The sequence below is a fragment of the Marinifilum sp. D714 genome (assembly GCF_030851345.1).
Classification (GTDB): domain Bacteria; phylum Bacteroidota; class Bacteroidia; order Bacteroidales; family Marinifilaceae; genus Marinifilum.
Genome location: NZ_JALPNU010000013.1, coordinates 65002 through 89662, shown reverse-complemented (window position 1 = coordinate 89662; position 24661 = coordinate 65002). Strand labels below are relative to the sequence as shown.

The window sequence follows — 24661 nt, the reverse complement described above, 5'->3', positions numbered from 1 at the left end:
TAATTATGTGAAAAAAACTTAAAATAAAACTGCGACTTATTGTAAATCTGATACCGACATGTACTTTTCCCTTATCAAACTGAATAATTTAATGATTAAACCATAAGCAAAAAAAAATGGCCATCATTGTTGTGACGGCCATTCTCTATATAAAGCTCAAGTATTATTCTGTGAAGGATTTAAACAAGAGTTCAAACTTCTGTTGTGTTTTGTCTTTCAGCTCTGTTTGCCCACCCATTTCAGCCAAGCCTAACAGCATCTGTACAACTCTAATCTCTCTCTCTTGTTCGTTACGGAAACTCTTAGCCAATGCTGGTTGTAACGAGAAGTAGTAATCCAATTTATCGTAGCATTGCTGTGCCATCTCTTCAAATAAAGCATTTGCCTTATCAATTGCACCAGCTCTGTAATATTCTTGAATAAATCCAACCAAACTATTGTCATATGGAATTTTGTTGGTAGGCAATTCTTCCATACATCTATCCAATACTTTTACGGCTTTTTCCATCTGTCCTTCATCGTTTAACTGACTTGCCAAACGACTGTAATTAGAACGGAAACTCATGATATTAATGGTTAAGATATGGAATTGATCCATATATACATCTGCTTCTTTGATACGACCAAATTCGAACTTGTTCATGAAATTATCATACAGAATATCAGTATCGATTCGTCCAATTTCTAAACTATTCGTTTTGGTTTCAATTGGTACTAAGCGGTATGCTGCACCTTCCAACTGAAAATATTTTTCCAAACCTAAGAAACTACTTGTACCCATACCAACTGAGAAATAAATTGGTCGTTCCCAATTGTTATTGGCAATAATATCATAAACCATGATGTCATTCTTATACAGATAATTCCTCTTGATTTTCCAATCCAATTTTTTCTTGATCAAATGTGCATCTTCAGGACGAACCGTACCGTTGTTCACTACCTTAGCCGAATCAACTGGGATATAAACATTTCTTCCCGGAAAGTAATCCAGTTTTCTGCCAGTTTGCATTTCAACCTTTGAAGCCTTATTATCGCTGGCTACAAAGTCAAGCATTTGCTGTAATGATTCTTCATCCTCCAGACGTTCCAAAATAGGCACCTGATCACGCTTCCCTGGCTCAACTTTTTCTGGTCCAAAACTCATCGGAATAGGGTCAGAATCGTAAGCCTTGTTACGCATTTGGTTGATGTACCAATCACCAGCCAACAGACTCAGGTTCACAATTCGAATATCTCGACGAATTCCCTCCACTTCCTGTGCATACCACAATGGGAAAGTATCGTTATCTCCATAAGTAAACAAAATGGCATTTGGCGCACATGAGTTCAAATAGTTCTTTGCATAAGCCAAAGTTGCATAACGACCCGAACGATCATGATCATCCCAGTTTTGCTGTGCCATTAATCCTGGAACAGCTACCAGACACAAACCTGTAATTAATCCTGCACTTAAAACTTCAGGCATTTTCTTCTTCAGTGTCTGGTATAAGCCCATCACACCAAAACCAATCCATATCGCGAAAGCGTAGAACGAACCGGCATAGGCATAATCACGCTCACGTGGCTGATGTGGATATTGATTCAGGTAAACCACGATGGCCAATCCCGTAAAGAAGAACAACAACATTACTATAGAGAAATCCTGCTTTCCTTTCTTGCCAGATCTAAACTGGTAAATCAAACCAATTAATCCCAGTATAAATGGCAGGAAGAAATAGTTATTTCGCGATTTCTTGTTCTTTAACTCAGGGTACAATTTATCTTCGTTTCCTACTTTTGCTCTATCGATAAAAGGAATACCCGATACCCAGTTGCCATGCAAAATTCCACCATGACCTTGAATGTCGTTCTGACGACCAACAAAGTTCCACATGAAGTATCGCCAATACATCCATCCTACCTGATATTTAAAGAAAAACTGAAGGTTCGATCCGAAACTTGGTTTGTAAACCACTTCTCCATTACCTAATGCAATTGGGTTATTTTTTTTCACATCGCCCCAAAACTCGTACTCTCTAACATGGTTGTCGCGAGAAGAATACATACGAGGGAAAAGAGTTTCGAAACGAGAGTCGAACTCATATTTTTGCTTGCGCGATGCAATTACATATTTGTTATTTTTCTGAATGTAATTCGGTTTGGTTTCCACCAAATCAACTGCCGGAGCATTGTAATACTCACCATACATCAATGGTCTATCGCCATATTGCTCACGATTTAAATAGGAAAGCAATGCAAATACATTATCCGGATTATTTTCATCCATTGGTGGATTTGCCGACGAACGAATTACAATCATTGCAAATGATGAGTAACCAATTACAATCACCATAAAGGCAGTAACAATGGTATTTAAAACCACATAGTTCTTTTTAATGGTATAATCAATTGCCCAAATCACAAAAGCAATCAGCAATACAGCATACACCATTACACCAGTATTGTAAGGCAATCCAAATCCGTTTACAAACATCAGCTCGAACCACGATGCCACTTTAACAACGCCAGGAATAACACCATACATTACCACTCCTAAAATGGCTACCGCAATAGCTCCTGCAGCGATAATTCCATTTCGAGTTGGTTCATACTTTTTAAAGTAATACACAAAAACAATGGCAGGAATGGCAAGCAAGTTCAACAAGTGAACCCCAATCGATAATCCCATTAGGTATGCAATCAAAATAATCCAACGGTTGGCGTACTTCTCGTCAGCAACATCCTCCCATTTCAGGATTGCCCAGAAAACAATGGCTGTAAACAGTGATGATAATGCATAAACTTCACCTTCTACTGCCGAAAACCAAAAGGTATCAGAAAAAGTGTAAGCCAAAGCTCCTACCATTCCGGTTCCCATAATCGCAAATAGATTTCCTTTCGAAAGTTCTTCGTTTTTGTCAACCAATTTTTTCGCAAGATGAGTAATGGTCCAGAACAAAAACAGAATTGTAAATGCCGAAGCCAAAGCAGACATTACATTTACCATTAAGGCAGCTTCGGAAGGACTTGGTGCAAAAAGTGCAAAAAATCGAGCCATAATCATGAAAAGAGGGGCTCCTGGTGGGTGACCAACCTCTAAACCATAAGCTGTGGTAATAAATTCTCCACAATCCCATAAACTGGCAGTTGGTTCAATTGTTAACAAGTAAGTAATGGCAGCGATAAGAAAAGCTACCCATCCTAACACATTATTAACCAATTTGTAATTCGACTTCATCTTGTGTGTATTTTTGTTTTTTTTACTGATTCGTAGTGAAATAATCTGAACGAAAATAGTCAAATTTCAGTGTTTCCCTTGAATTCCTACAGAATATTTTTCGGAATTTGTTTGCACAAAAAAAAAAATTACTACATTTGCAGAGTCTTTACGAAAAGGCGCATTATGATTGACCCATGGTGTAATGGTAACACATCTGGTTTTGGTCCAGACGTTTAAGGTTCGAGTCCTTATGGGTCAACTTAAAAAAGCTTCGAAATTACTTTCGAAGCTTTTTTTGTATCCATACTTATGTACCATATCTGAACTCCGATTTGAAAGTCGGAACATTATAATTTTCACTTCTTTCGGAATTCCTAACCAATTCTAAAAAAACTCCAAATTGAAACTCGGAGCAATTCATACTCCATAGTTTAGGCAGTGATAAAATCTCTTATCGCATTTTCAAATAGAGTTTTTCCCTTTTAGGGAAAATCCCGACCGGGAAAAGGGTGAAATAAGAAAAATATAATCAAAAATGCACCCTCTGGCTGTCACCTCCCGATAGTTATCGCGGATCCCCTAAAAGGGGAGACCTAAATTCGATTTTAGTACTTCAAAATATTTAAACCCTTATTTTCTCTGTACTTTACCACTCTTCAAGACTTTTCTTTCTTTTCATACTTTTTCACTTTTCTACTCTTGTACTTTCAAACGATCTTCGTAAACCTAAAACTCCCGGCCACTCCCTGATCATCCAAACTTTCTCCTTCAATAATGGTTTCATTAATCATCATTCCTTCCCAGGAGTCCAATTCATATCGTATATCGTAATCCGCATGAATGATATCGTATTCCGTTGCCTGAATTTTAATTCTGTTTTTGTTAATTTCTCCTTCTATTTTCTCCTGAATCATGAATGTATCATCGGAATCGGCATTCTCCGAAAAAATAATTTTGCCAGACAATTTCTTTCCTTCCTGCACCAAAATTAACTCTCCCTGGGCCGTCCCATAGCCATAATCCTCTTCGTAAATCCACTTTCCAGTTAAAGATTCAATTTTTTTTTCTTCCATTTCTAAACCTCTTTCAAATTGACAATGAGAAGCATTCAAGCGCTCCTATTTCCTAATGCAAAAATCTTCGCAATATTTTTGTAATTTTTCGTTTTGACGTAAAAATATTTCCACTATATTTGCAGCGTCTTAGTCAGAAAATGACTGTATGGTATTGACCCATGGTGTAATGGTAACACATCTGGTTTTGGTCCAGACGTTTAAGGTTCGAGTCCTTATGGGTCAACTTAAAAGCTTCGAAATTACTTCGGAGCTTTTTTTATTTTTATACCATTACCTGATTTCGAATCCAGAATATTCTTTCGCACCAGCATCGCAAATATTAATGCGATCTACTCTGGCCCAGTCTGGTCCTTGCTTACACCACTCGCAAAACAATTCAACAGCCAATTCATCCCCTTCTGCTTCTACATAAACTGTTCCGTTTACCTGGTTCTTTACAAAACCATTCACACCAAAACGCTGCGCCGCCTTTCTGGTATGATAACGAAAACCAACTCCTTGTACTTTTCCAAAAACGGTGATATTTACTGATTTTTCTGCCACAAACGAATCCATTACAATTTGAGTTACGAAGTTAAGAAATTTAAGTTAGGAACATGATCTACTCATGAAGACGCAGGTTTTCATGATGCTTATGATTTTATATGATTTCAATCATTTACACTTACAGACGTTGCATTCAACGTCCCTACGTATTATTTTTGCCATCATGATCCAATACGACGAACCATTATTCCGCCCGCCAAGCGAGGCCTACTCCTTTATACTGCAGGTAACACTAGGATGTGCCTGGAACAAGTGTGCATTTTGCGAAATGTACAGCAGCAAGCAATTTCGCACTCGCAAAGAAGAAGATATTTTTGCCGATATAGCTTCCATGCAGCCCTATGCCAATCATTATCGCAAGGTATTTTTGGCTGATGGCAATGCAATGGTATTATCCTTTGACAAGCTTTCGCGCATATTGGACAGATTAAATGAGAAGTTTCCAAGATTGACTCGTGTATCAGCCTATGCTTTGCCTAAAGATATTGAAGCCAAAACTGATGAAGAGCTACAACAATTGGCGGCAAAAGGATTAAAACTTCTATACGTAGGAATCGAGTCTGGGGATGATGAATTGTTGGGCAGAATCAACAAATCGGAAAACTATGAGAGTACTGCCAAAGCTTTAAAAAGAGCGCGTGCAGCAGGAATCAAACTTTCGGTAATGATTCTAAACGGACTGGGTGGTAAAAACTACTCCTACCAGCATGCCTTAAATTCTGCCAAGGTAATCAACGAAATTCAACCAGAGTTCCTTTCTACATTGGTTTTGAGCTATCCTTATGGCGAAGATCATTTTGCCAAAAAGTTCGATGGTGAATTTATTCCTTTGAACACCGTTGAGCTGATTGCCGAAATGAAAGTCTTTATCGAAAACCTGGAACTGGAATCAACTGTTTTCCGCAGCGACCATGCTTCCAACTATTTGGTTTTGCGTGGCAACTTCCCTCGCGACAAACAGGAAATGCTCGATAGAATTAATGCAGTTCTCGATGATCCTGCCAATGCAAGATTGCGCGAGGAATGGATGAGAGGATTGTAAAAATCACCTCCAGTAAATATATCTATCGAAAAATATTAAAGAAGAGTCTATCCAGTTTACACCGAATAGACTCTTTTTAGAAAATAAGCAAAGAGACTAATATAATGGAACCAAGCTAGTATTTATGATCTCATCGATGATATCCTTTCGATTGTTAAAACGCTCCTTAAGCCAGTTTAATAACTTTTCCTGATCATATTCATCCAGCCAATTCATTGATTTAATTAACTCTTTTCGAAATAAATTTTCCTGATCGGCAACAGCCTGCAAAACAAACTTCTGATGTTCTAACATATCTGATGATTATTTAATTATACCGATCAATCTCTAACATGCCATATTGCTTCGCGTTCTCTATCTAAGGCTTTAGAAATCGATCGACATAATACATACAACATTAAAATAGTATTAAAAGAAAATCTGCTTTAACACTTTAATTACATCTAAATCATTTGTGCCTATTCACCAATGCCAAAGGCGTAATAATGTTGTCCAGGATAATCAAGGTAAACTCCTTTAAGCATCACACCTCCCGATTTCCCTTTCAGTAAAGCTTTTAATTCCTTCAGGCTTTCTACACGTTTATCATTCACATGTGTGATTACAAAACCCTCCTTCATATTGGTTTGATTTCGCAGCAAGCCGGAATTTAGCTTTTCAATCATTAAACCTGTTGGCACATCCAGTTTTGAAGCTTTTTCTTCATCCACTTCAATAATTTCAGCTCCTAGTTTGGAAATTATATCCTGTTGATTGGTACTGCTAATTTCGCTTTCGCCCTGCGCATTCTTTAAAGTAACCTCAAACTCTTTGGTCTTTCCAAAACGATTTACTCCTACCAACAATTGATCTCCCGGTCGGTGCTGACCAATTATTTCGAGCAAATCAGAAGATGTCTTTATCCTATTTTTATTCACCTTCACAATCACATCACCTTTTTGAAGGCCTGCCTCTTTTGCAGAGCTTTCATTCATTAGGCTATCCACATACACACCCTCGGTAACATCCAATTCTTTTTCTTTGGCAAAATTTCCATCTACACTTCGGATAGTAATGCCCATATAACCGCGCTGCACAAATCCGTATTCTAAAATATCTTCAACAACCTTACTCACAATATTCGATGGAATGGCAAATCCATAACCTGAATAAGAACCTGTAGGACTCGCAATAGCAGTATTAATACCTATTAATCCTCCTTTTAGATTTACCAAAGCTCCACCACTATTTCCAGGGTTGATTGCCGCATCGGTCTGAATGAAGGATTCTATTGCCGATTGCGACTGTAGGATATTGATATTCCTGCCTTTTGCACTAACAATACCCGCTGTTACTGTCGAATTTAAATTAAACGGATTTCCAACTGCCAAAACCCACTCTCCAATTTCCACATCATCGGAGTTTACAAATGGTACGTGAATCAATTTCTTTTCTTTAATCTGAATCACAGCCAAATCGGTTGTTGGATCGGTTCCAATCACCTTCGCTTTGTACACCCTATTATCGTGTAGGCTTACTTCAATATCTTCAGCACCATCAATTACATGATTGTTGGTAACAATATATCCATCGGAACTAATAATGACTCCCGAACCAGTTCCCACCCTGGTATATGGTCCTCTTTGCTGAGGTGTTCTTTGTTCGAACTTAAAATGAGGACCAAAAAAATCTTTCAGCATATTGTCGTTGAAAAAATCCCTAAAAGGCGACGGAACTTTCTGTCTGCTTTGAGTTCCTTGAATATGGGTTGATTTAATATGCACCACTGCATCCATCACTTTCTTGGATACATCAGTAAATTGCAATGGAACCACCTCTCCATTATGGTTTACCGTGTATGCCGCCCCAACAACGGGTGCAGAATCTACATGTTTAATGGTGTAGGTTTTATCTTCCTTATTAAAGAAAATAAATCCAACAGATGTAATTGCACTGGCAATGAATGCAACTATAAATAATTGAGCAATCTTCTTCATAACAAATCATTTTAATGTTTAAAATCTTACTACTAGCTTGATAACTGCCGAATACACAACTAAATTAAACGCCACTCAATGACGCAAAACATGTATTGGCTCAATGGGCATTGGAAGGTCAAGTTGCTTATGCGCAGAAAACTTTTAGAAAGAAGGGGAAGTTGAGAACTTTGTTCGAAAATCACCCCGCCGCACTTAAAGTTTTCAAGTATCAGTAGTTTGACCTTACACGCCCTAGATTTTTTGCCTACTTTTTCATCAATGGAAAAAGTAGGAGCCTACCGGCTTGAGGATAAGAGAAATCTATTTCTCTTGATTCCAATTTAAATAAACCTTTTATTTTAAAGCTCATTCTAATCCATAAGCTTACCACCTACCTTTTGCAGAGTAAGTGGCAAGCATATTTTTTATAAACAGTCCTATGAATTTTAGGAAATCTTAATAATTCTGGCTGGTTTAGGCTTCGCTTCTTCTTTTTTAGGCAAGTGAATCACCAAAATTCCATCAGAGTAATTGGCCTTTATTTTATCGCCATCCACCACCTCCGAAGGCAACTGGAACGAACGCTGGAACGAACAATAAGAGAATTCTTTTCTGGTATATTTGTCTCCCTTATTTTCAACCTCACTCTTCTTTTCAGAAGAAATGGTCAACTGATTGTTCTCTAAATTAATATTGAAGTCTTTCTTATCCATTCCTGGTGCCGCAACCTCAATCGTAAATTCGTTTTTATCCTCCTTTACATTCACCGCAGGCAAAGTGGTGTTTGTAGTTGAGAAATTTGTGGTATTCCAATCCATCCAATCTCTGGAGAAAAAGTTATCAAAGAAGGATGGGAAAAAATTATCGGTATTTTTCTTAACTAAAGTCATAATTATATCCTCCCTAATTTAAATTAATACATACTTATATTCTCATTAAAATTAGAATCGCGATTCACTTTATGTCTTTCAAACTGAATGCCAAAACCACCAACATTTTGTATTACACTGAAAATCAAAAGCTCTTTAAAAACCCCGCAATACTGTTAACTGACAATTTTTCATTATTGAAAATATTTTTTCTGAATTTTTGACACAAACAACTATTAACTAGGACATTGTGTCACACTATGCAATTTTAATCTTTACCTGATTTGTTTCAATATCGCTCTAATTGATCAATTGAATAAAAGATTGCGCGAGCATTAAATGCAGGCTTTATGGAAAACTCCCCATTCCTCACAAAATCCCCCCTCATCCGTAAAGACGTAGCAGTGCTACGTCTCTACCATAACACCCACAACTGCATTCTCATTCTTGTTTTTGTTTCCCTCAATCCTGTTATTGGTACGCTAATTCTCCTCATCGGCGTGCTTCTGCCTGCCCTTGGGCTTGTGAGAGTGAGCAAATGCATGCCCCCATCTGCCAATGTTTGACTCATTCCTACCAAATGCATTGCACTTATTAACAATGAGCGTGCGGTTATCAACATTGAGCGTGCAGATGGCAGGTCTCTCGATGCAGATGACCGGTCTCACGGTGCATTTATTAACATTGACGGCGCAGTTTTCAACATTGAGCGTGCGGTTCGCAGGTCTCTCGATGCAGATGGCAGGTATGAGCGTGCACTTATTAACATTGAGGAAAACATTGGCAAGTCTCACGCTAACATTGGCAGGTCTCATACAAAAAATGACATATCAACTATTATTTTCGCCTTTTTAAACTCAAACAAAAAGTCATTTTAGCACCTGATTATAAGCCGAAAACTAAAATCTCATCTAACAAAATAGTCGCAAAGCTACTGTTAATCGGCATTTCAGCTACCTCCAATTACTTTTAACATATTTTAATACAAGTAAAAGCATAATATTATTAACTTAAATCTGTATTTTTTTACAACATATTAATTACAACGGTAAAATATATTAATCACCCTAAAATTATTAAACAATGAAACAGACTAAAAAATTTACAATGGCCTATTCTGAGTTAGGACAGCGCGGCGATAGAGTTCAAGCTGTTGTTGCTCGTGATGTGGCGGAATTCGTGAAGTTTGGCTACGAAGAAACCATTCCTACCCAGGTGGCAGATAAAACCAAACAGTTTAAAGATATCCTGCCCGACATGTATTGGGAAGGACAAAAAACCTTAAAAACCAATGCCAAGGACGAATGCAGAAGTACTTTGGTAGGACTTTTAGGAGAAGTTGCTTTTAAAGCCAAATTGGCTTTGGGAAGCGGTAGTAAAGAGTATGCAACCTTCCGTTTTAGCGGAGTAGATCGCAAAACCGATAATGAGTTGGTAGCCTATGCCAAGCATGTTTGTCAAACTGCCGAATTCTTTAAAGAACCATTGAGCAAACGCAATGTAACTCCCGAGTTAATCACCCAAACTACCGATGCTACCATTGCTTTAGACGATGCCATTGATGCACAAGCCGAGGCCATATCAATTCGCGAACAAAAAAGTGTGGAGCGTCTTGCAATGGGTAATGAGCTTTACGAATTAATTGTTGAATTGTGCGAGGTGGGTAAAAGAATCTGGGAGCACAAAAACGAAGCTTTTTACAACGACTATGTGCTTTATGCTTCGAGCAAATCGACCACACAAGCCGAAGAAAATGAAGAAGTAGTTGAAGAAACAACAAACGAAGAATAGAAAATAGTGTTAAGTTGATATATTTACCGGGGCGAATCTCAAGAATATTTGGGGTTCGCTTTTTTAAATCATCCAAAAAATAATTTTCACATTGAATTGATCATGTTGTATCTTTAATAGAATCATTTTAAATAAGCAAACAACATGAAGATTCTGAATACCATTGCCCTACTTCTGACAACATTTTCGCTTAGCCTTGCGCAGGAGATTCCAGCTGTTTACAGCAATATCGGCTCCGATGAAAATGGCGTATTTCTACAAATGGAAAACAGAAGAATTTATGCCTTAAAAGCAGATGATCAATTCAAATTTGAAGATTTATACACGGCTGCCATCGGAACAAGAGAAGGATTAAGCTTTGATTTTAAATTTCCGGAACTGAATGGTACACTGTACTATGGATTTATCAATTACAATGATGGCAAGCATCCACAACCGGTTTATTTTCGTGAGAGTTCGCCCATAAATATTGGCATTTGTCATATCCCAATTAAAAGATTTTTATCGGGTAAGTATGATATGATCGATTGGGAGAAGACAGGAAAAGGAGTGATTGGCTTTCGTATCGTAAACAACAAAGGCGACATGCTTTACGATGGCAGAATGGCTTTTACCTACTCCGACGGAATGTTTAAAACAGAACCTACCATTGTTGAAGGTCCTTTTATCAATCAGCTTTCGCACAAAGGTGCTGTGATATCTTTTACAACATCTGAAGAGATTGAGGCAGGCATTCAAATTAATGGCAAGACATACAAAGACAAAAGGCCAGCCAAATATCATGAAATAAAGGTTAATGATTTACAAGCCTCTCGCAAGCATACCTATACCGTTTCGGTGGCTGATTTTAAATATGACTTTAGTTTTGAAACGGCTCCAAATCCGGGAAGCAGAAAGGCTTTTACATTTGCTTATGGCAGTGATTCTCGCGCTGGAAACGGTGGCGGCGAGCGAAACATTTTTGGCACCAATGCTTACATCATGAAAAAGATTGCAGCTTTGGCCATGTCCGAAAATGTCAAGTTTGTTCAGTTTACAGGCGATTTAATTAATGGCTACGATACCAGTCGCGAACGGATGAATCTGCAATATGCAAACTGGAAACATGCAGTGGAACCCTGGTGGCATTACATTCCTTTTGTTCCGGGCTTTGGAAACCACGAAGCCTATAATTTTGTTTTTAACGATACCGAGGCAGGCACTTATCATGCCATCGATCACTTTCCTTTTAAGGATGATTCAAGTGAATCTTTGTTCCAGGATAATTTTGTATTGCACGAAAATGGCCCACGTAGCGAAGACAACTCAAAATACGATCCAAATCCCAATAAAATAGATTTTCCTTCCTACAAGGAAAGTGTATTCTGGTATGCCTACGATAATGTTGCTGTAGTTGTCCTGAATTCAGATTATTTTTATGCTCCAAGTGGCTTATCCACCACTGGTGGTAATCTCCATGCTTTTATAATGGATAATCAAATGATATGGCTTCAAAAAACACTAAAGCAGTTGGAAAAAAATAAAGATGTCGACCATGTTTTTATCTCTATACACACTCCTTTCTTTCCCAATGGCGGACATGTAAAAGATGATATGTGGTATGATGGGAACAACAAGTTTAGAGCGGTTGTGAAAGGACAATTTTATGAGAAAGGCATCATCGAAAGGCGTGATGAACTGCTTGACCTCATCGTTAACAAGTGCAAAAAAACGGTGGCCATTCTAAGTGGCGATGAACACAACTATAACTTACTTACCATCACCAATAAAATGCTAAGATATCCCCAAGAGTATCCACACGAAAAGCTGGAATTGAGCAGAACTTTTTACCAGATAAACAATGGTGCAGCTGGTGCCCCCTATTATGCACAGGAGAAAACGCCATGGTCGGAAAATGTTCGAAACTTTTCTACGCAAAATGCTCTTGTGCTGATTGATGTTGATGGAAACAAAATCAGTGTTCGCGTTAAGAATCCTGACACATTGGAATTGATTGATGAATATACCCTTCGGAAATAAATCACATACACCACAAATTATTAATATGAGATTCTTTTTCGTCCTGATATTATCCTTGTGTTTTACCTGGGAAGTTTGCGCTCAAAATGACACAAACAACTCTTATGGGCCATCTCCACTGTTCGATAGTGATGAGATTTTTGAAATCAAACTCAAAGGAGATATCAGAAAATTGTTCAATGACAGAAAAGAAAATGCAAAATATCACCCTTTTGTTTTCTCATATGAAATCAATAACCAAGAACACTCTTTAGATATCCGTGTGAAAACACGTGGGCATTTTCGCAAAATGAGAATAAACTGTGCAACTCCTCCTCTACTTTTAAATTTTGATACTTTGCCAGATTTGGCTGAAACCATTTTTAGGGGGCAGAATAAATTAAAACTGGTTACAACTTGTGCTGATGAAAAATTTGTTGTGCAAGAATACCTGGTTTATAAAATCTACCAGTTAATTACAGAGAAAAGCTTTCGAGTAAGATTGGTGAAAGTAATTTTTGAAGACACAAAAAGAAATAAAATCAGAAGTGCTACCTATGGAATTCTTTTGGAAGATCAGGATGAAATGGCCGGGCGAAATCATTCTGCAATTCGAAAGCAGTTAAATGTTAATCCTAAAACTATCAATAAGGAGTATTTTCTTAAAATGTCTGTATTTCAATTTCTGATTGGCAACACCGATTGGTCTATCCAATACCTTCACAATATTAAAATCTTAAACAGCGAAAAGAACTCATCCTTGTATGCCGTTCCTTATGATTTTGACATGTCGGGAATGGTAAATACTTCATATGCAGCACCTGCAGAAGCCCTTCAATTAAATTCTGTTCGCGATAGAAGGTATAGAGGATATTGTATTGATGATATGAGTGAATTTGAATCTACTTTCCAGTTATTTAATGAATTGAAAAAAGAAATTTATGCCATTTACAAGAGCAATACCTTCCTCGATAAGACTTACAAGAAACACACACTTAAATACCTCGACAGATTCTATGAAATTATCAATGATGAAAAATTAAGCAAAAGGGAATTTCAATATCCTTGCAATCCAAACGGAACAGGTAACATTGTTATTCGGGGATTGAAGAAATACAAAGAAAAAGACAAAAAAAATTCCGACAAATAGTCGAAATCATTTTTTCATAAGGTCGCCAAACCCTCAGGCTAAAACGATTTGCCAATATCATTCTAGCCTATCTATTTTACTTTTTACAAAAAGAACTACTTTATTACCATGAAGTTTTTCTTGTTTTTTAATCGATTCCACTCTCTAGCATTCATCGATTGAATCATTTTCGTAGTAAGATCAACAACCACGAAATCGTCGTCTACCGTGTAGAACAAATCTTTTAGCTTTTTTAATAGTTTCATATCCCCTAAAGTTTACTGTTTTACTACCTTAAATTTAATAGGAATATGATTAATATTCAAGCTGTTTTTGTATGGTTTAACGATTACGTAATATGAATTCACAATTACGTAATATCAATTAATATTTACGTAAATATTAACCTGATTTTGACTAAAAATATTATTCACAGAAAGTCCGGTTATTATAAAAATTCCACCGAATTAAAGTACAAATTCTTTTTGTCAAGAAGTATTCTTTTCATTCGAGATGGCCCACCTATCGCAATTTGATAAATGTATTTTCCACGGAAGAAGAATCGTTTAAAATAGGTATACTCATGTTTACCAACCATTTGGGTATATTCAATTTCTTTTCCCAGCATTTTTTGGTAAGCCACGGATCTTTCCTCTAATAAAATTGTTCCATTACTTACCAAACTGCCTTCTTTCATTTCTTCATAATATTCGGTCGGATCTGAATAGGTAAAATCAATTCCTACTCCTGAAAAATCAGAAGCTACAATCCCAAATACTGTAACTGCATCCTTAAAACTAAAAACCTCTATCGAAATTCCATTGAGTTCTTTATTTTGAACAATGGGTTGATCGGGAATCGAAAATCTTATTTTTGATTTTTCTGATTCTACCTTTTTCCATTCTTCCTGTGCAATTGCACCTGATATCCATGCCAAACTTAGCATACAGATCAATATAAACTTTCTCATACTTTACTTTATTTCAGGTAACTCAATCCCTTTTATTTTTCGATACAAATCAAGAGCAAATACATCGGTCATGCCAGATACAAAATCCAATACCGACATGATTTTCTTGTAATCGTTCTCACCCGACACATCGTATTGCTGAGGAATTAAGGATAGTAAGTTCTTAGAATAGAAATTATCTGGTTCCATCACTGCTGAAACGAATTCCTCCAATAAGGTTCCTAAGATTTTATAACCTGCCAATTCTATTTCGATAACAGATCGGTGTCGATAAATTCTCTGAACAGCAACTCCCGTGCAAGTTTTATAAGCTTGCTTGCAAATTGGCTCTACTTCCTTGATTAAAGTACCAGTAAATGTTCCACTTAAAATATCGTCGTAATTATCAAGAAAAACATGAACACACTCTCCCACCAGTTTACCAATCACGCTGGCTCTTATAAATGCAATCTGCTCATTGGTATCAGTAACCTCTTGGCAAGTTTCATCAATTCTCTCAAGACTTGATTTGTCTTTTTTAGGGTCATAAAAGTTTAGAAGGAGTTCCTTGGTTTCTGCAGTACTCAAAATGTTTAATTTGTGAGCATCCTCGATATCCATAATTTGATAACAAATATCATCGGCTGCCTCAACCAGGTAAACCAAAGGAAATCGTGCATATATTCCTTTACTTACCTCGGGAATTTCCAATTCTTTGGCAATCTTAAAGTAAGATTCCTTTTCTGTTTGAAAATATCCATACTTTCTTTTTCCAACTTCAGGAATTTTATTTGACTCCCAAGGATACTTTACAATAGATGCGATGGTAGAATAAGTTAGTGCAAACCCTCCTTTTCTTCTTCCATTAAAAGCATGTGTCAATAATCGTAATGCATTTGCATTGCCCTCAAAGTTGATTAAATCAAACCATTCCTCATCGCTAAATTTATCCTTAAGCTCTGCCCCTTCTCCTTTTTCAAAATAGTGCGACAAAGCTTTCTCCCCAGAGTGTCCAAAAGGAGGATTACCCAAATCATGAGCCAAACATGCTGCCGCAACAATACTGCCTATTTCCCTAATTCCTGAATCAGGATCTACTTTTTTCTTCTCAATTAATTTTTCAGCCAGCAAATTACCAAGTGATCTTCCAACACTAGAGACCTCAAGACTATGAGTTAATCGATTGTGTACAAAAATACTTCCGGGAAGCGGAAATACTTGTGTTTTATTTTGTAAACGACGAAATGGCGATGAAAATATCAACCTGTCGTAATCTCTTTGAAATTGAGTTCTCACATCAACACTTGCTGGTGAGTATTTATCTTCTTGTCCGAATCTTTTCGTTGAAAGTAATTTTATCCAATCCATAATTTAGATTTAAAGCTCCTAAATTACATTAAAAATTCTCGTTGCCCGATTTGTTTAGCAATTATTAACAATTCACCACTTTAACTGTTATACTGATATATTGAATTGTACGAATCCGTACATCCTATGTAATAACATCGTACACATAAATCATCAAAAAAAAATATAAAAATCATTCATTACACTGATTTAATGACAGTTCCGTTATGTGGCACGAGTATTGAAAAATATAAGATCATTGGGGTGAAGATTTTCTATTTTATTATTATGCTTATTTATTTCGACATTATCAGTTGATAATACAGGTTTGTCGACAATTGTGTACGTTGGTCTAAATAAATTTGAAATCCAATCACATAAAATTACTATTGTATATAGGTTTTTTAAAAATACATCAATATTATGATCCGATTACAAAACATTCACAAATCGTACATTACCGGAACCAACAAGTTGCATGTCCTTAAAGGTATCGATTTGCACATTAAAGAAGGTGAATTGGTATCAATCATGGGATCTTCCGGGTCCGGAAAGTCAACATTATTGAATATTCTCGGACTTTTAGACAACCATGACGAAGGAGTTTACGAGCTAAACAATGAGGAAATTAAATCGATGAGCGAAACAAAAGCTGCCAAGCTTCGCAATAATTTGTTGGGTTTTGTATTTCAATCATTTAATCTGATTTCTTTTAAAAATGCCATGGAAAACGTGGCACTCCCACTTTACTATCAAAAAGTATCAAGAAAAAAGAGAAATAATCTTGCCGTAGAATATCTTGATAAAATGGGATTAAAAGAATGGGCACACCATATGCCAAACGAACTTTCGGGTGGGCAAAAGCAAAGAGTAGCTATCGCCCGTGCTATGATCACCCAACCCAAAATTATTTTAGCCGATGAACCAACCGGAGCTCTTGACTCTGCAACTTCAATTGAAGTAATGGATCTTTTAAGAGAAATCAACCAATCAGGAATTACAGTAATTATTGTTACTCACGAAAATGACATTGCCCATATGACAGATAGAATCATCAATTTAAAGGATGGTGTTATCGAATCAATCGTAGAGAATAACAAAATTAACAATACTGAATCGGTTAAAATTCCTCTTCAGGAATAAAACAAACCCTAATATCAAGCTATGTTCGACAGAGATAAGTGGCAAGAAATATTTAGTACCATCAGGAAAAACAAAACCCGTACGATATTAACCGGTTTTTCGGTTGCAACGGGTATATTTATGTTGATTTTCCTTTTGGGTGCAGGAAGAGGCCTACGTAATGGTATGACTTCTGTTTTTGCTCAGGATGCAACAAACAGCATGCAAATATTTGGTGGTAGAACGACCAAAGCATACAAAGGAACTCCAGAAGGCAAAAGGATTCAAATGGTAAATGATGATTTCCTGAATCTGAAAAAATCGATTCAAAAAATAGATGTGATTTCGGCGATGTCATACATTCCAGGAGCTGAAACCATTTCCTACAAAAATAATTTCGGAAATTTTAACGTATCGCCTGTTCATGATACCTACAAAGAAATTAAAAACTTTGAAATCCTTAAGGGAAGGTTTCTTAATCAAAATGACCTGGATGAACACAGAAAAGTTGTAGCCATTCAGGATGAGGTAAAAAAAGTACTTTTCCCAAAAGAAACTGCTCTTAACAAATACATCAACATTAACGATATCAAGTTTAAAGTAATTGGTATTTTTCATCAGTCAAGTTTCGATGATAACTCAAGAGAAATATACATTCCGATTACTGTAGCTCAAAAAATATTCAATAACAACGATCATATCCGTAGAATCTCTTTCACCTTAAATGATGTTTCGGTAGAGGAAAGTAAAAACATTGAAAGACAGATTACCTATAAAATGGCTGACAGACACAACTTCAGCAAGGAAGATAAAAATGCCCTATGGATTCGGAATAATATTGAAAACTCTCAAACTTTCGCTGGTTTATTTAGTGCAATCGAAATGTTTGTTTGGATAATAGGAATATTCACCATTGTATTAGGCGTAATTGGCGTTTTCAATATCATGATGATTGTTGTTAGAGAGCGTACAAAAGAAATTGGTATACGAAAAGCCATTGGCGCATCTCCAGGCTCTGTTGTTGGCTTAATCCTAATGGAGGCAATATTTATTACTGCTGCTTCGGGTTATGTAGGATTAATTGCAGGGGTAGGATTATTGGAAGCTATCAATCAGTTTGACATTATCGAAAAAATTTATGCACCAGCAGCAATATATTTCCTTGACCCACAAGTTGATCTTGGAATAGCAATAGGCGCAACAATTGTTTTGGTAATTACCGGTGCTTTGGCAGGATTTTTCCCTGCACGAAAAGCTGCAGCCATCAGACCAATTGAAGCTTTAAGAGACGAGTAATACGAATTTATAAACGACATTAGAATGTTTGATCTAGATAAATGGCAAGAAATTACTGCCGCACTAAAAAAGAATAAACTTCGTACCATCCTAACAGGCTTAGGTGTGATGTTCGGGATTCTTATTTTGGTAACTCTTCTGGGAATAGGAAGAGGATTTCAAAATAACATTCAATCTTCTTTGGGAAACTTTGCAACCAATTCAACGGTGTTTTGGGTAGAAAGAACAACCAAAGCATATAAGGGCTTGCCCAGAAACAGATTTTACCAATTTACCAATGACGATTTATTAGCTCTCAAGAAAAACATTCCTGAATTGGAACATATCGCTCCTGATATTAATGGTTGGAGTGGTGGTGCAACTCACAATACATTTCGAAAAGAGAAAAAAGGAAATTTCAGAATCAAAGGTACATCTCCAGAAATGAACATGGTAAATCCTGTTGAAGTAATCTCAGGTAGGTTTATCAACGAGAATGACCTTAAAGAATTCCGTAAAGTAATTACCATTGGTCCTCGTGTTAAAGAACTCATGTTCGAAGAAGATGAGGATCCAATTGGGCAATACCTAAAGGTGAACGGTATTTTTTTCAAAATCATTGGTGAGATCAAACCTTTGAGTAATAACATGGGGAATCGAGATGATATCATTCAGTTGCCTTATACTACCTTGCAACAATTGTATAATTATGGCGATAAATTCTATGTGTTCCTTGCAACTGCTAAGGTGGGTGAATCGGTAGCTGAATTGGAAGATAAAATATTTGAAATTCTAGCTCGTCGTCACTCTATTCACCCTGAAGATACCCAAGCAATTGGACACTTCAATATTGCAAAAATATTCAATAAGATATTTGGACTATTCAATAGTATTGGATTCCTGTTTTGGGTTATTGGTTTTGGAGTTCTAATCACAGGGGTAATTGGTGTAAGTAATATCATGCACGTTGTTGTGAAAGAAAGAACCAAAGAGCTTGGGATTAAACGTGCCATTGGGGCTAAACCTGCATTAGTTGTTGGTCAAATCATTAACGAATCGGTATTCTTAACCACTTTTGCAGGATTTTGGGGATTGGTACTTGGAGTTGTTATTGTTGAGTTAATTGGCAAAGCAACTGAAGGAAGTCCTAACCCTCAAATTTTAAATCCCTACGTTGATATTAATGTAGCATTTATAGCACTCGGAGTTTTGATATTTTTTGGAGTTCTTGCTGGACTTTTACCAGCACAAAGAGCCATCAGAATTAAACCCGTTGATGCGTTGAGATACGAATAAAAGTCATAAATCTGAAAATAATACAAGTCATGAAAAAAGTTCTAAGAATCTTAATGGTTGTAGGGTTAATCGTCCTTTTTGTAGGAACCATTTTTTTCCTTTATAAAAAGTCGCAAGACAAACCTGTAGTTTATAACACAAAATCTCCTGAGATTACTGACATTGTTAAAAAAACAATTGCAACTGGTTCGGTGGTACCTAGAAAAGAAATTGAAATTAAACCTCAAGGTGTTTCTGGTATTATCGAAACTTTATATGTTGAAGCTGGTGAAATGTTGAAAAAAGGTGATCCAATTGCAAAAATTAAGATCATTCCAGACATGATTAACTTGAATAGTGCCGAATCACGTGTTAATGTTGCCAAAATTAACTTTGAAGATTCTGAGATCAATTACAATCGTGATAAAGCATTATACGACAAAAAAGTAATCTCCGAATCAGATTTCCAGAAAACACAGTTGGCTTTCCGTAATTCTCGAGAAGAATTGCAAGCTGCAAAAGATAATTTACAGCTGATAAAAGAAGGTGTTACCAAAAAATCAGCAAATGCAACGAACACTATCATTCGCTCAACTATTGAAGGTATGATTTTGGATATTCCAATTAAGGAAGGTAATTCTGTAATTCAATCCAATACATTTAACGATGGTACTACTGTAGCAATCGTAGCTGATATGGGTGAAATGATTTTCCAAGGTAAAGTTGATGAAACTGAAGTCGGAAAAATTAATCAAGGAATGAACCTTAAACTTACCATCGGTGCAATTGAGGATGTTAAATTCGATGCAAATCTTGAATACATTTCTCCAAAAGGAGTTGAAGAAAATGGTGCAATTCAATTTGAAATTAAAGCTTCAGTTGAGTTAAACGATAAATATTTTATTCGTTCAGGTTATAGTGCAAATGCTGAAATCGTTTTGGATAAAAGAGAAAAAGTACTTGCTGTAAACGAAAGCTTGTTAGAGTTTGAGAATGACTCAACCTTTGTTGAAGTAGAAACTTCTCCTCAAGAATTTGAAAGACGTTTCATTAAAACCGGATTATCTGATGGAATCAATATCGAAGTTCTAGAAGGTATTACCAAAGATGACAAACTTAAGGGTGAGAAGAAGAAAAAATCTGATATGATTAAAGAGAAGAAAAAAGAAGAAAAGAAAGATTAAGCAAGCTTTGTAAAGAGCTTAATATTGCTCATATTTATCATATCAAAATCGTTTTTATAATTGCCTAAACCGTAGTACGGATTATAAAACAAAAAACAAATGAAAAAAATATTATTACCGCTAATTGCGATTGCATTTACATTCTCTTCAGCAAATGCTCAAGAAAAATGGAGTTTGGAGAAATGCATCAACTATGCGAAAGAACACAATATTGATTTACAGCTTCGAAAACTTGATGCTGAAGTTCAAGCTAACAATACAAAACAATCAAAGTTTGCCCTTTTGCCAAATTTAAATGGTAGCACAAGGTACGACTTTAGCTATGGTCGTACACTAAAAGCAGATAACACATATGGTGATCTTAATACGCAAAGTGGTTCGGTTGGATTATCAGCAAATGTAACTTTATTCGAAGGCTTTCAAAAGTATAATTCAATAAAGAAAAATGAGCTTGACCTTCAAGCTTACCTTCAAGATGTAGAAAAAGCAAAAGAAGATTTGGCTTTAAACATTACTTCTTCCTATTTGAATATTCTTTTCAACAAAGAGTTGTTATATATAGCTCAGGAAAAATTAAAAGTTACCAAACTTCAGATTAAAAGAACAGAAGCTTTGGTTGAAGCAGGAACGCTTCCAAAAGGAACTCTGATGGAACAAAATGCTCAGGCAGCCAGAGAAGAACTTGAGGTAGTTAATGCATCAAATGATCTTGATTTGGCTTTGCTAGATTTGGCACAATTGCTAGATCTTGAAAAACCAGCGGATTTCGACATTAGCGTTCCTGAATTGCCTGTATTGAATGCAACTCGCTCAATGGTCGATCCGGAATCTGTATTTATTAATGCTTTGGAATTCAGACCTGAAATAAAAGCTGCAAAATACAGATTAGAAAGTTCAGAAAAAGGACTCATATTGGCGAAAGGTCAACGATCTCCTAGGTTAACCATGTCTGGATATTGGGGATCTAGTTATTCAAAAGACTTCCCTGAATATGGATTAGATGTAAATGGTGATCCAGCTATTATTCGAGAAGAGATGAGGCTAAGCGATCAGTTATCAAATCGTGAAAATAAAATGTTCGGATTCAATTTAAGCATTCCAATTTTTAATGGTGGACAAGTAAATAGAAATATTGCCAATGCCAAAATTGATATCAATCGCTCAAAGTTGAACATGGAAAACAGAAAAAATGGCTTGAGAAAAGAAATCCAACAGGCTCATGCGAATGCTAAAGCTGCAATGAACAGATATTTCTCGAGTGAGACAGCAGTTTCCTCAACCGAAGAAGCATTCCGTTACACAGAAGAAAAATTCAACTTAGGCTTGGTAAATTCAGTTGATTACAATCAGGAAAAAAACAACCTGTTTCAAGCAAAATCAATCTTGCTCCAAGCAAAATACGAATACATTTTCAGAACAAAGATTCTTGACTTTTACAATGGCATTGAGATAAAATTATAATCAAGTTTACACATAACAACTCGAAACTCCCGGCTGATGATTTATTAGTCGGGGGTTTTCTTTTTAAAACGGTACAATTTAAAATTGAATTAATGCTATCCCAATATCAGTAAGTTTGTTAGAAAGAAACAGTAGCTAATTTTATTTGAGCAATTGTCATTAATTTCCCATTTTATCATTTATTTTGCAGTGATTTAAAAAAATAGACCATGGCATTACTTTTAAATATCGAAACATCAACAGCAATTTGTTCTGTTGCATTAGGAAAAGACGGGAAATTATTGGCTTTAAAGGAAAACAAAGAAGGCATGAAACATGCAAGCCACCTTACTGTTTTCATCGAAAATATATTGAAAGAAAACAATTTAAGTACAGCTGATTTAGATGGTGTGGCAATTAGCATGGGACCTGGTTCATATACAGGTTTGCGAATTGGTGTATCAACAGCTAAAGGCATTTGTTACGGGGCAGGAATTCCTTTAATCGCTGTTAGCACATTACAATCAATGACAAAAGCTTTGCAAAACAATTCTGATTTATCCTCTGTGGTAAAGAATCAGGAAAAAGCTTTGTTTTGCCCTATGATTGATGCCAGAAGAATGGAAGTTTATACAGCATTCTACAATGCAAAAGCTGAATTGGTAAAAGACATTTCTGCTGACATTATCGATGAAAACTCATTTTCAAGTGAACTTTCAGAACAAGAGATTGTTTTCTTTGGTGATGGTTCCGGAAAATGCAAAGATGTGATCACAAATGAAAATGGCATCTTTCTTGATGATGTAAATGCAACTGCTGTTGGAATGATTGAGTTGGCAGAAGATAAATTCAACAAAAATGAATTGGAAGATGTTGCTTATTTTGAACCATTTTATTTGAAAGATTTTGTAGCAACAACGCCTAAAAAGAATATCTTTAATTAAGAACTAAAACAATGCGTATGCTGAGATTTACACTATTTTTAATTTCCTTATTTGTACTATCAACAAGTACATATTCAAATACACCTGTAAAATCAACTGATAAAGGGGAACATTTAAAATATGTAATCCACTATGGCATTGTAAGAGGTGGGAAAGCCAGCTTAAAACTTAAATCCGATAAAATTAATGGCAAAGAAGTATATCATGCCACTTTAACGGGACGAACTGTTGGATTGTTTAATAGCCTTTACCGGGTTAGGGATACCTACGAAAGCTATTTTGATAAAGAGACATTGCTTCCGGTAAAAGCAATTCGTGATATTAGAGAAGGAAGTTATAAAAGATATAACGAGGTTACATTCGACCGAGAAAAAAATCAAATTAATAGTCAGCGATCGGGAATTAAAAATGTTCCTGTTGGCATTCATGACATCCTTTCTGCTTTTTATTTTGCCAGGGCGTATTATTTTAATTCAGATTTGGAAATTGGTCAGGTAGTTAAAATCCAAACTTATTTCGCAGACGAAGAATTTTTGCTGCAATTTAGATTTATGGGATACGAAAATGTAAAAAGCAAAATTGGGAATGTGAAATGCTACAAATTTATTCCAATTGTTCAAACCGGACGTGCTTTTGAAGATGAAGATGATATGAAAATCTGGATTTCGGCAGATGCCAACAAAGTTCCTGTACGCGTACAGTTTGATCTATTCTTAGGTTCGCTGCGTTGCGATCTTATAAATTTTTCAAATTTTTCAACAAGTTCGCTACGTAAGAATTAAAATTCTATATTTCTCACAGCTATCTATATCAAACAAAAACACTTAATATTTTAGATTATTAATTGTTTCAATTACTTTTGCACAAAATTAATGAGCATGGAATGCTCATTATAAATTGAAATCGATTATAAAATTAAATTCATAATATCATGGCAAGTACTGCAGATTTTAAGAATGGAATGTGTATCCATTATAAGGATGATTTATATACAATTGTTCAATTTCAACACGTTAAACCAGGAAAAGGTCCGGCTTTCGTAAGAACTAAGCTTAAAAACGTTAAAACTGGTAAAATTATCGATAACACTTTTAACTCTGGTGTTAAAGTTGATGTTGCAAGAATTGAAAGACGTCCACATACGTTTCTTTACAAAGATGACATGGGTTACAACCTAATGCACACTGAAACTTATGAGCAAATTGCACTTGAAGAATCTTTATTTAATGCTCCAGATTTATTGAAAGATGGAGATCCTGTTGAGGTTGTAGTCCACGCTGATACGGAAACTCCTCTATATGCAGAATTACCTGCCCATGTAACAATGCAAGTTACATATACTGAACCAGGTCTTAGAGGTGATACTTCATCAACAAATTCATTAAAACCTGCTACAATTGAAACAGGAGCAACTATTATGGTTCCATTGTTTATTAATACCGACGATGTAATTAAAGTTGACACTCGTGATCACAGCTATGTTGAGCGTGTAAAAGCTTAATATCTGTAAATCTTAT

Annotated in this window: 21 protein-coding genes and 2 tRNA genes; 14 read left to right on the top strand and 9 right to left on the bottom strand. The window is 36.0% G+C overall.

Going from position 1 to position 24661, the window contains the following annotated elements; translation table 11 throughout:
• Positions 1–163: 163 nt before the first annotated feature.
• The gene (locus M0051_RS13010) at positions 164–3217 is read right to left on the bottom strand and encodes a DUF2723 domain-containing protein (protein WP_306741947.1); all 3054 of its coding nucleotides are present in this window, start codon (positions 3215–3217) and stop codon (positions 164–166) included.
• 170 nt (positions 3218–3387) lie between these two features.
• Between M0051_RS13010 and M0051_RS13005 the strand changes: the two genes are divergently transcribed.
• Positions 3388–3458: transfer RNA gene (locus tag M0051_RS13005), tRNA-Gln, on the top strand.
• A 448-nt stretch (positions 3459–3906) separates the two neighbouring features.
• Here the strand turns inward: M0051_RS13005 and M0051_RS13000 are convergent.
• Positions 3907–4272 (bottom strand): hypothetical protein, encoded by a 366-nt coding sequence (locus M0051_RS13000; protein WP_306741946.1) that lies wholly within the window; start codon positions 4270–4272, stop codon positions 3907–3909.
• A gap of 155 nt (positions 4273–4427) precedes the next feature.
• Here M0051_RS13000 and M0051_RS12995 point away from each other — a divergent pair.
• Positions 4428–4498, top strand: a tRNA-Gln gene (locus tag M0051_RS12995).
• A gap of 47 nt (positions 4499–4545) precedes the next feature.
• On the opposite strand, the gene M0051_RS12990 is transcribed toward M0051_RS12995, so the two are convergent.
• A complete protein-coding gene (locus M0051_RS12990; protein ID WP_306741945.1) occupies positions 4546–4830 on the bottom strand; it encodes an acylphosphatase in 285 nt (94 codons plus the stop codon).
• Positions 4831–4984: 154 nt separating this feature from the next.
• Here M0051_RS12990 and M0051_RS12985 point away from each other — a divergent pair, with 154 nt between their 5' ends.
• A complete protein-coding gene (locus M0051_RS12985; RefSeq protein WP_306741944.1) occupies positions 4985–5863 on the top strand; it encodes a radical SAM protein in 879 nt (292 codons plus the stop codon).
• 96 nt (positions 5864–5959) lie between these two features.
• Here the strand turns inward: M0051_RS12985 and M0051_RS12980 are convergent, their stop codons facing one another.
• The 3 genes from M0051_RS12980 to M0051_RS12970 all read right to left on the bottom strand — a co-directional run bounded on the left by M0051_RS12980 (position 5960) and on the right by M0051_RS12970 (position 8711).
• The gene (locus M0051_RS12980) at positions 5960–6157 is read right to left on the bottom strand and encodes a hypothetical protein (protein WP_306741943.1); all 198 of its coding nucleotides are present in this window, start codon (positions 6155–6157) and stop codon (positions 5960–5962) included.
• Positions 6158–6321: 164 nt separating this feature from the next.
• Positions 6322–7839 (bottom strand): Do family serine endopeptidase, encoded by a 1518-nt coding sequence (locus tag M0051_RS12975; protein WP_306741942.1) that lies wholly within the window; start codon positions 7837–7839, stop codon positions 6322–6324.
• Positions 7840–8267: 428 nt separating this feature from the next.
• The gene (locus M0051_RS12970; RefSeq protein ID WP_306741941.1) at positions 8268–8711 is read right to left on the bottom strand and encodes an Hsp20/alpha crystallin family protein; all 444 of its coding nucleotides are present in this window, start codon (positions 8709–8711) and stop codon (positions 8268–8270) included.
• Positions 8712–9773: 1062 nt separating this feature from the next.
• Here M0051_RS12970 and M0051_RS12965 point away from each other — a divergent pair.
• The 3 genes from M0051_RS12965 (at position 9774) to M0051_RS12955 (ending at position 13629) form a co-directional block, all read left to right on the top strand.
• Positions 9774–10481 carry a hypothetical protein gene (locus M0051_RS12965; protein WP_306741940.1) on the top strand — a complete coding sequence of 236 codons (708 nt, stop codon included), beginning with the start codon at positions 9774–9776 and terminating at the stop codon, positions 10479–10481.
• Between the two features lie 144 nt (positions 10482–10625).
• Complete coding sequence (locus M0051_RS12960) at positions 10626–12500, top strand: metallophosphoesterase (RefSeq protein WP_306741939.1); 1875 nt, start codon at positions 10626–10628, stop codon at positions 12498–12500.
• A 25-nt stretch (positions 12501–12525) separates the two neighbouring features.
• The gene (locus tag M0051_RS12955) at positions 12526–13629 is read left to right on the top strand and encodes a CotH kinase family protein (RefSeq protein ID WP_306741938.1); all 1104 of its coding nucleotides are present in this window, start codon (positions 12526–12528) and stop codon (positions 13627–13629) included.
• Between the two features lie 95 nt (positions 13630–13724).
• On the opposite strand, the gene M0051_RS12950 is transcribed toward M0051_RS12955, so the two are convergent.
• From M0051_RS12950 to M0051_RS12940, 3 genes are all read right to left on the bottom strand, one after another.
• Positions 13725–13874 (bottom strand): hypothetical protein, encoded by a 150-nt coding sequence (locus tag M0051_RS12950; protein ID WP_306741937.1) that lies wholly within the window; start codon positions 13872–13874, stop codon positions 13725–13727.
• A gap of 182 nt (positions 13875–14056) precedes the next feature.
• Positions 14057–14578 (bottom strand): hypothetical protein, encoded by a 522-nt coding sequence (locus tag M0051_RS12945; protein ID WP_306741936.1) that lies wholly within the window; start codon positions 14576–14578, stop codon positions 14057–14059.
• Positions 14579–14581: 3 nt separating this feature from the next.
• On the bottom strand, positions 14582–15925 hold the full coding sequence (locus M0051_RS12940) for a deoxyguanosinetriphosphate triphosphohydrolase (RefSeq protein WP_306741935.1): 1344 nt from the start codon (positions 15923–15925) through the stop codon (positions 14582–14584).
• Between the two features lie 402 nt (positions 15926–16327).
• Here M0051_RS12940 and M0051_RS12935 point away from each other — a divergent pair, with 402 nt between their 5' ends.
• The 8 genes from M0051_RS12935 (at position 16328) to efp (ending at position 24645) form a co-directional block, all read left to right on the top strand.
• Positions 16328–17047, top strand: coding sequence for an ABC transporter ATP-binding protein (locus tag M0051_RS12935; RefSeq protein ID WP_306741934.1), 720 nt, complete (start codon positions 16328–16330; stop codon positions 17045–17047).
• Positions 17048–17068: 21 nt separating this feature from the next.
• The gene (locus M0051_RS12930) at positions 17069–18322 is read left to right on the top strand and encodes an ABC transporter permease (RefSeq protein ID WP_306741933.1); all 1254 of its coding nucleotides are present in this window, start codon (positions 17069–17071) and stop codon (positions 18320–18322) included.
• A gap of 24 nt (positions 18323–18346) precedes the next feature.
• Positions 18347–19597: an ABC transporter permease gene (locus tag M0051_RS12925; protein WP_306741932.1), complete on the top strand. Its 1251-nt coding sequence runs from the start codon at positions 18347–18349 to the stop codon at positions 19595–19597.
• 29 nt (positions 19598–19626) lie between these two features.
• Entirely contained in the window at positions 19627–20760 is a 1134-nt protein-coding gene (locus M0051_RS12920) for an efflux RND transporter periplasmic adaptor subunit (protein WP_306741931.1), read from the top strand.
• 99 nt (positions 20761–20859) lie between these two features.
• Positions 20860–22221 (top strand): TolC family protein, encoded by a 1362-nt coding sequence (locus M0051_RS12915; RefSeq protein WP_306741930.1) that lies wholly within the window; start codon positions 20860–20862, stop codon positions 22219–22221.
• 209 nt (positions 22222–22430) lie between these two features.
• Positions 22431–23144 (top strand): tRNA (adenosine(37)-N6)-threonylcarbamoyltransferase complex dimerization subunit type 1 TsaB, encoded by a 714-nt coding sequence (gene tsaB, locus M0051_RS12910; protein ID WP_306741929.1) that lies wholly within the window; start codon positions 22431–22433, stop codon positions 23142–23144.
• Between the two features lie 17 nt (positions 23145–23161).
• Positions 23162–23926, top strand: coding sequence for a DUF3108 domain-containing protein (locus M0051_RS12905; protein WP_306741928.1), 765 nt, complete (start codon positions 23162–23164; stop codon positions 23924–23926).
• Positions 23927–24075: 149 nt separating this feature from the next.
• A complete protein-coding gene (gene efp, locus M0051_RS12900) occupies positions 24076–24645 on the top strand; it encodes an elongation factor P (RefSeq protein ID WP_110363581.1) in 570 nt (189 codons plus the stop codon).
• The last annotated feature ends 16 nt before the right edge of the window (positions 24646–24661 follow it).